The 5,516-nt window shown below is 68.8% G+C and carries 5 protein-coding genes and 1 pseudogene; all 6 read right to left on the bottom strand.

Features of this window, described 5'->3' with window-relative positions; all coding sequences use genetic code 11:
• Positions 1 to 126: 126 nt before the first annotated feature.
• Positions 127 to 609, bottom strand: a complete 483-nt coding sequence (nudB, locus tag ABNT58_RS19175) for a dihydroneopterin triphosphate diphosphatase (protein WP_348755038.1) — start codon at positions 607 to 609, stop codon at positions 127 to 129.
• An 80-nt stretch (positions 610 to 689) separates the two neighbouring features.
• A complete protein-coding gene (gene aspS, locus ABNT58_RS19170; protein WP_348755037.1) occupies positions 690 to 2,483 on the bottom strand; it encodes an aspartate--tRNA ligase in 1,794 nt (597 codons plus the stop codon).
• A 116-nt stretch (positions 2,484 to 2,599) separates the two neighbouring features.
• Entirely contained in the window at positions 2,600 to 3,313 is a 714-nt protein-coding gene (locus ABNT58_RS19165) for a DUF502 domain-containing protein (RefSeq protein ID WP_348755036.1), read from the bottom strand.
• 22 nt (positions 3,314 to 3,335) lie between these two features.
• Complete coding sequence (locus ABNT58_RS19160) at positions 3,336 to 3,689, bottom strand: FmdB family zinc ribbon protein (protein WP_348755035.1); 354 nt, start codon at positions 3,687 to 3,689, stop codon at positions 3,336 to 3,338.
• Positions 3,690 to 3,755: 66 nt separating this feature from the next.
• Positions 3,756 to 5,303: a ubiquinone biosynthesis regulatory protein kinase UbiB gene (gene ubiB, locus ABNT58_RS19155; RefSeq protein WP_348755034.1), complete on the bottom strand. Its 1,548-nt coding sequence runs from the start codon at positions 5,301 to 5,303 to the stop codon at positions 3,756 to 3,758.
• Between the two features lie 10 nt (positions 5,304 to 5,313).
• A pseudogene (locus tag ABNT58_RS19150) lies at positions 5,314 to 5,516 on the bottom strand (hypothetical protein); the annotation flags it as partial.

The following is a 5,516-nucleotide window of genomic DNA, read 5'->3' as shown; positions in this document are numbered from 1 at the left end:
GCGGCCCCAGGCCGCGCACGCCCTTGTGGATGTTGTAGGTGGCGGTGCGCAGCCGGCCCAGGGTGCTGGCCTTGGGCAGCAGCGTCGATTGCAGCGGTTTGAGCGTCATGGCTCAGGCCCCCCCGGTCAGGCAAAACGGGGCAGCTGCAGGATGGCCTCGGCATTGCTGGGCGAGAAACAGCGGTCGGCCGCCTCCTGCCAGGGCAGCCAGGCCAGCGCGGTGTGCTCGCGCGGGGCCAGGCGCACCGGCGTGCCGGCGGGCACCCGCAGCCCGAACACATGCTCGGTGTTCTGCGTCACGCCTGGCGCATAGCGGTGGCGCCACACGGGGTAGATCTCGTAGACGTTGACCAGGCCCCAGTCGCGCAGCGCCGTGCGGGGCACGGCCTCGGTGCCGATGACGATGCCGGTTTCCTCCGCCACTTCGCGCTCGGCAGTCAGGGCCAGCGGCTCGTCGACCAGGTCTTTGGAGCCGGTGACGCTTTGCCAGAAGCCAGGCTTGTCCGCCCGCTCGATCAGCAGCACGTCCAGCGCCGGGGTGTAGATCACCACCAGCACCGATTCGGGGATCTTGAAGGGTCGGGGTGTCTCGGCAGCGGGCAGCGACATGGGCACTCGGCGGCGGGGGCGGAGCGGGCAGTCTAGCCCCCAAGGTCCGGCGGGCGGCCAGCCGCCGCCCCGCCGGCCGATCAGGCCTGCGCGGACGGGTTGTTGCGCAGGCGGATGTGCAGCTCGCGCAGCTGCTTCTCGTCCACCGGGCCCGGCGCGCCGGTCAGCAGGTCTTGCGCCCGCTGGGTCTTGGGGAAGGCGATCACGTCGCGGATCGACTCGGCCTTGGTCATCAGCGTGATCAGGCGGTCGAGGCCGAAGGCCAGGCCACCGTGCGGGGGCGCGCCGTACTGCAGCGCGTCCAGCAGGAAGCCGAACTTGAGCTGGGCTTCTTCGGGGCCGATCTTCAGCGCGCTGAACACCTTGCTCTGCACCTCGGCGCGGTGGATACGCACCGAGCCGCCGCCCAGTTCCCAGCCGTTGAGCACCATGTCGTAGGCCTTGGCGATGCACTGGTCGGGCGCGGTGTCCATCAGGTCTTCGTGCCCGTCCTTGGGCGCGGTGAACGGATGGTGCACGGCCACCCAGCGGTCGGCTTCTTCGTCATGTTCGAACATCGGGAAGTCGACCACCCACAGCGGCGCCCAGCGGTCTTCGAACAGGCCCTTGCCGCGTCCGAATTCGCTGTGGCCGATCTTCACGCGCAGCGCGCCCATGGCGTCGTTGACCACCTTGGCCTTGTCGGCGCCGAAGAACAGCAGGTCGCCGTTCTGCGCGCCGGTGCGCTGCAGCACCTCGTTCAGCGCGGCGTCGTGCAGGTTCTTGACCACCGGGCTCTGCAGGCCTTCACGGCCCTTGGCCAGGTCGTTGACCTTGATCCAGGCCAGGCCCTTGGCGCCGTAGATCTTGACGAACTCGGTGTAGCCGTCGATCTCGCCGCGGCTCATCTCGCCGCCGCCGGGCACGCGCAGGGCCACCACGCGGCCACCCTTGGTGGTGGCGGGGGTGGAGAAGACCTTGAAGTCGACGTCCTTCATCACCTCGGTCAGCTCGGTGAACTCGAGCTTGACGCGCAGGTCGGGCTTGTCCGAGCCGAAGCGGTGCATCGCCTCGGCATAGGTCATCACCGGGTACTCGGGCAGCTCCACGTCCAGCGTCTTCTTGAAGACCTGGCGGATCATGTTCTCGGTGATGGCGCGGATCTCGACTTCCGTCAGGAACGAGGTTTCCAGGTCGATCTGCGTGAACTCGGGCTGGCGGTCGGCACGCAGGTCCTCGTCGCGGAAGCACTTGGTGATCTGGTAGTAGCGGTCGAAGCCGGCCACCATCAGCAGCTGCTTGAACAGCTGCGGGCTTTGCGGCAGCGCGAAGAACATGCCGTCGTTCACGCGGCTGGGCACCAGGTAGTCGCGCGCGCCTTCGGGCGTGCTCTTGGTGAGCATCGGCGTCTCGATGTCGATGAAGCCGTTCTCGTCCAGGTACTTGCGCACTTCCATCGCCACGCGGTAGCGCAGCATCAGGTTGTTCTGCATGTACGGGCGGCGCAGGTCGAGCACGCGGTGCGTCAGGCGGGTGGTTTCCGACAGGTTCTCGTCGTCCAGCGGGAACGGCGGCGTGACGCTGGCGTTCAGCACTTCCAGCTCATGGCACAGCACCTCGATCTTGCCGCTGGTGAGGTTGGCGTTCTCGGTGCCGGCCGGGCGCGGGCGCACCAGGCCCACCACCTTCAGGCAGAACTCGCTGCGCACGCCTTCAGCCGTCTTGAACATCTCGGCGCGGTCAGGGTCGCACACCACCTGCACCACGCCTTCACGGTCGCGCAGGTCGATGAAGATCACGCCGCCGTGGTCGCGGCGACGGTGGGCCCAGCCCATCAGCGTCACGGTCTGGCCCATCAGGGCTTCGCTGACGAGGCCGCAGTAAGTGGTTCTCATTGAATCTCTCCGGAATGCTTGGCGGATCTATCGGGCGCCTTCAGTGGCAGGCCCGGGTCAACAGATGGCGCTGGCGGCAGAACAGGGCCGCGTGGGGCTGGGCGCGTGCCAGGCGCTCAGCCCGCCAGATTTCGTTCCACCTCGGGCGCGGGCGGCTCGGCGGTGGCGGGCGGCAGCACCACCACCGGCGGGCTGGGTGGCACGGGGGGCATGGCCGAAGGCGGCGGCGACACCACGCCCATCGAGATGATGTACTTCAGCGCTTCGTCCACGCTCATGCGCAGCGGCACCACCTCGCCGCGCGGCACCATCAAAAAGAAGCCGGACGTGGGGTTGGGCGTGGTGGGCACGTACAGGCTCACATGCTCGCCGGCCAGCCGCGCGGCCACCTCGCCGCCGGGGCGGCCGGTGATGAAGGCGATGGTCCAGGAGCCGGCGCGCGGGTACTGCACCAGCACGGCTTCGCGGAAGGCGTTGCCGTTGCTGGAGAACAGCGTGTCGGACACCTGCTTGACCGAGCTGTAGATCGACTTGACGATGGGGATGCGGTTCAGCACCCGGCCGCCCTGGTGCAGCGCCCACTGCCCGGCGATGTTGGTGGCGAACACCCCGGTGAGCAGCAGCATCAGCCCCACGAAGATGAAACCGAGGAACGGGATCTGGCGCAGCGCTTCGATCGGGCCGTGCAGCGCGCCGGGCAGCACCACCTGGGTGGTGCTGAGGATCCAGCCGAAGACGCCGTCCATCATGCCCAGCACGGCATGCAGCACCCACACGGTCACGGCCATGGGCAGCCAGACCAGCAAGCCGGCGATCAGGTATTTCTTCAAGGGGGGCTTTCGGTCGCCGCGTTCAGGCGGCGCTGCCGCCGCCACCGCTGCCACTGCCGCTGGCGGGCGACGGAGCAGGCGCTGCCGGCGCAGGCGACGGTGCGGCAGCCGGCTTGGCGGCATCGGCCGCTGGCGCGGCGGGCGCCGCAGCCGCGGACTCGCCGGAGGCGGCCGGCTTGGCAGCCCCACCCGAGCCGTTGCGGAAATCGGTGACGTACCACCCGGAGCCCTTGAGCTGGAAGCCGGCGGCCGTGACCTGTTTTTCGAAGGCCTCGGCCCCGCAGGCCGGGCAGGTGGTCAGCGGCGGGTCGGACAGCTTGCGCAGCACGTCTTTCGTATGGCCGCATTCGGCACAGCGATAGGCGTAGATCGGCATGACAAACCCTTGGATGAGCGCGTTGACGCGTAAGAACGGAACCCGCGATTCTAGCGGGCGCCGGCGTCAGAGCATCTGCAGCAGCTGCATGCCCAGCGCACCCAGGCCAAAGCCCACGCCCGTCCAGACCACGGCCTGCAGCAGCCGGTTGGTGCGGCGCTGCTCGATCACCAGCTCGCGCAGCGCCCTCGCCTCGTCGGCATGGGACGAGGCGCGCAGGCTGTGGTGCAGCAGCCGCGGCAGCTCGGGCAGCAGCTGGGCGTAGCGCGGCGCCTCGTTCTTCACCCGCTCCACCAGGCCGCGCCAGCCGATCTGTTCGTTCATCCAGCGCTCCAGGAAGGGCTTGGCCGTGGCCCACAGGTCCAGGTCGGGGTCGAGCTGGCGGCCCAGGCCTTCGACGTTGAGCAGCGTCTTTTGCAGCAGCACCAGCTGCGGCTGGATCTCGACGTTGAAGCGGCGCGAGGTCTGGAACAGGCGCATCAGCACCTGGCCCAGCGAGATGTCCTTCAGCGGCCGGTCGAAGTGCGGTTCGCACACCGCGCGGATCGCGCTTTCCAGCGCATCGACCCGGGTTTCGGGCGGCACCCAGCCGCTTTCCACGTGCAGCTCGGCCACGCGCTTGTAGTCGCGGCGGAAAAAGGCGATGAAGTTCTGCGCCAGGTATTCCTTGTCGTTCTCGGTCAGCGTGCCGATGATCCCGAAGTCGAGCGCGATGTAGTTGCCGAAGGTCATCGGCGCCAGGCTCACCTGGATGTTGCCGGGATGCATGTCGGCGTGGAAAAAGCCGTCGCGAAACACCTGGGTGAAGAAGATGGTCACGCCGTCGCGCGCCAGCTTCTTGATGTCCACGCCCGCATCGCGCAGCCGCTCGACCTGGCTGATGGGCACACCGTGCATGCGCTGCATCACCATCACCGTGGGCGTGCACAGGTCCCACACCATCTCGGGCACCAGGCACAGGCCCAAATCCTGCATGTTGCGCCGCAGCTGGGCCGCGTTGGCCGCCTCGCGGATCAGATCGAGCTCGTCATGCAGGTAGATATCGAACTCCGCCACCACCTCCCGCGGCTTCAGGCGCTTGCCGTCCACGCTCACGCGCTCCACCCAGCGGGCCAGCTTGTGCAGCAACGCCAGGTCGTCCTCGATCACGTCCAGCATGCCCGGGCGCAGCACCTTGACCGCCACCTCACGGCCTGACAGCAGCGTGGCGAAGTGCACCTGCGCGATGGACGCGCTGGCCACCGGCACCGGGTTGAATTCCTGGAACACGGCCGACAGCGGCTTGCGCAGCGCGCGCTCGACCAGCGTCACGGCCAGCTCGCCCGGGAACGGCGGCACGTCGTCCTGCAGCTTGGCCAGCTCGTCGGCCACGTCGCGCGGCAGCAGGTCGCGCCGGGTGGACAGCACCTGCCCGAACTTCACGAAGATGGGCCCCAGCCGCTCCAGCGCCATGCGCAGCCGCGCGCCGCGCGGTGCATCGAAACGGCGGCCCAGGGTCACGATGCGCGCCAGCGCGCGCACCCACCCCTGCCGGAAGCCCGACAGGGCAATGTCGTCCACCCCAAAGCGCAGCAGCGTGACGACAATCAGCAGCAGCCTGGCAAGACGCCTCATCGGGCGGCGCTCACGGCCGGCCACCACGCCAGCGTGCAGCCCCATCGGCCACGGCGCCGATGGCCATTCGCAGCCCGCGCACCAGGCCACGGCCGACGTTGGCCACTTCGTGCGCCAGGCGCGGGTCGATCACGCGGGCCAGGTCGGCTTCCACGTCCCAGCGCACGTTGTCCACCAGCCAGTTGACGTCGGCGGCCAGCGCGGCGTCGCCCT

This window comes from uncultured Aquincola sp. (assembly GCF_964001545.1).
Classification (GTDB): Bacteria; Pseudomonadota; Gammaproteobacteria; order Burkholderiales; family Burkholderiaceae_C; genus Aquincola.
Note: the sequence above shows the minus strand (reverse complement) of the source record. Positions and strands in the feature narration are given on the sequence as shown.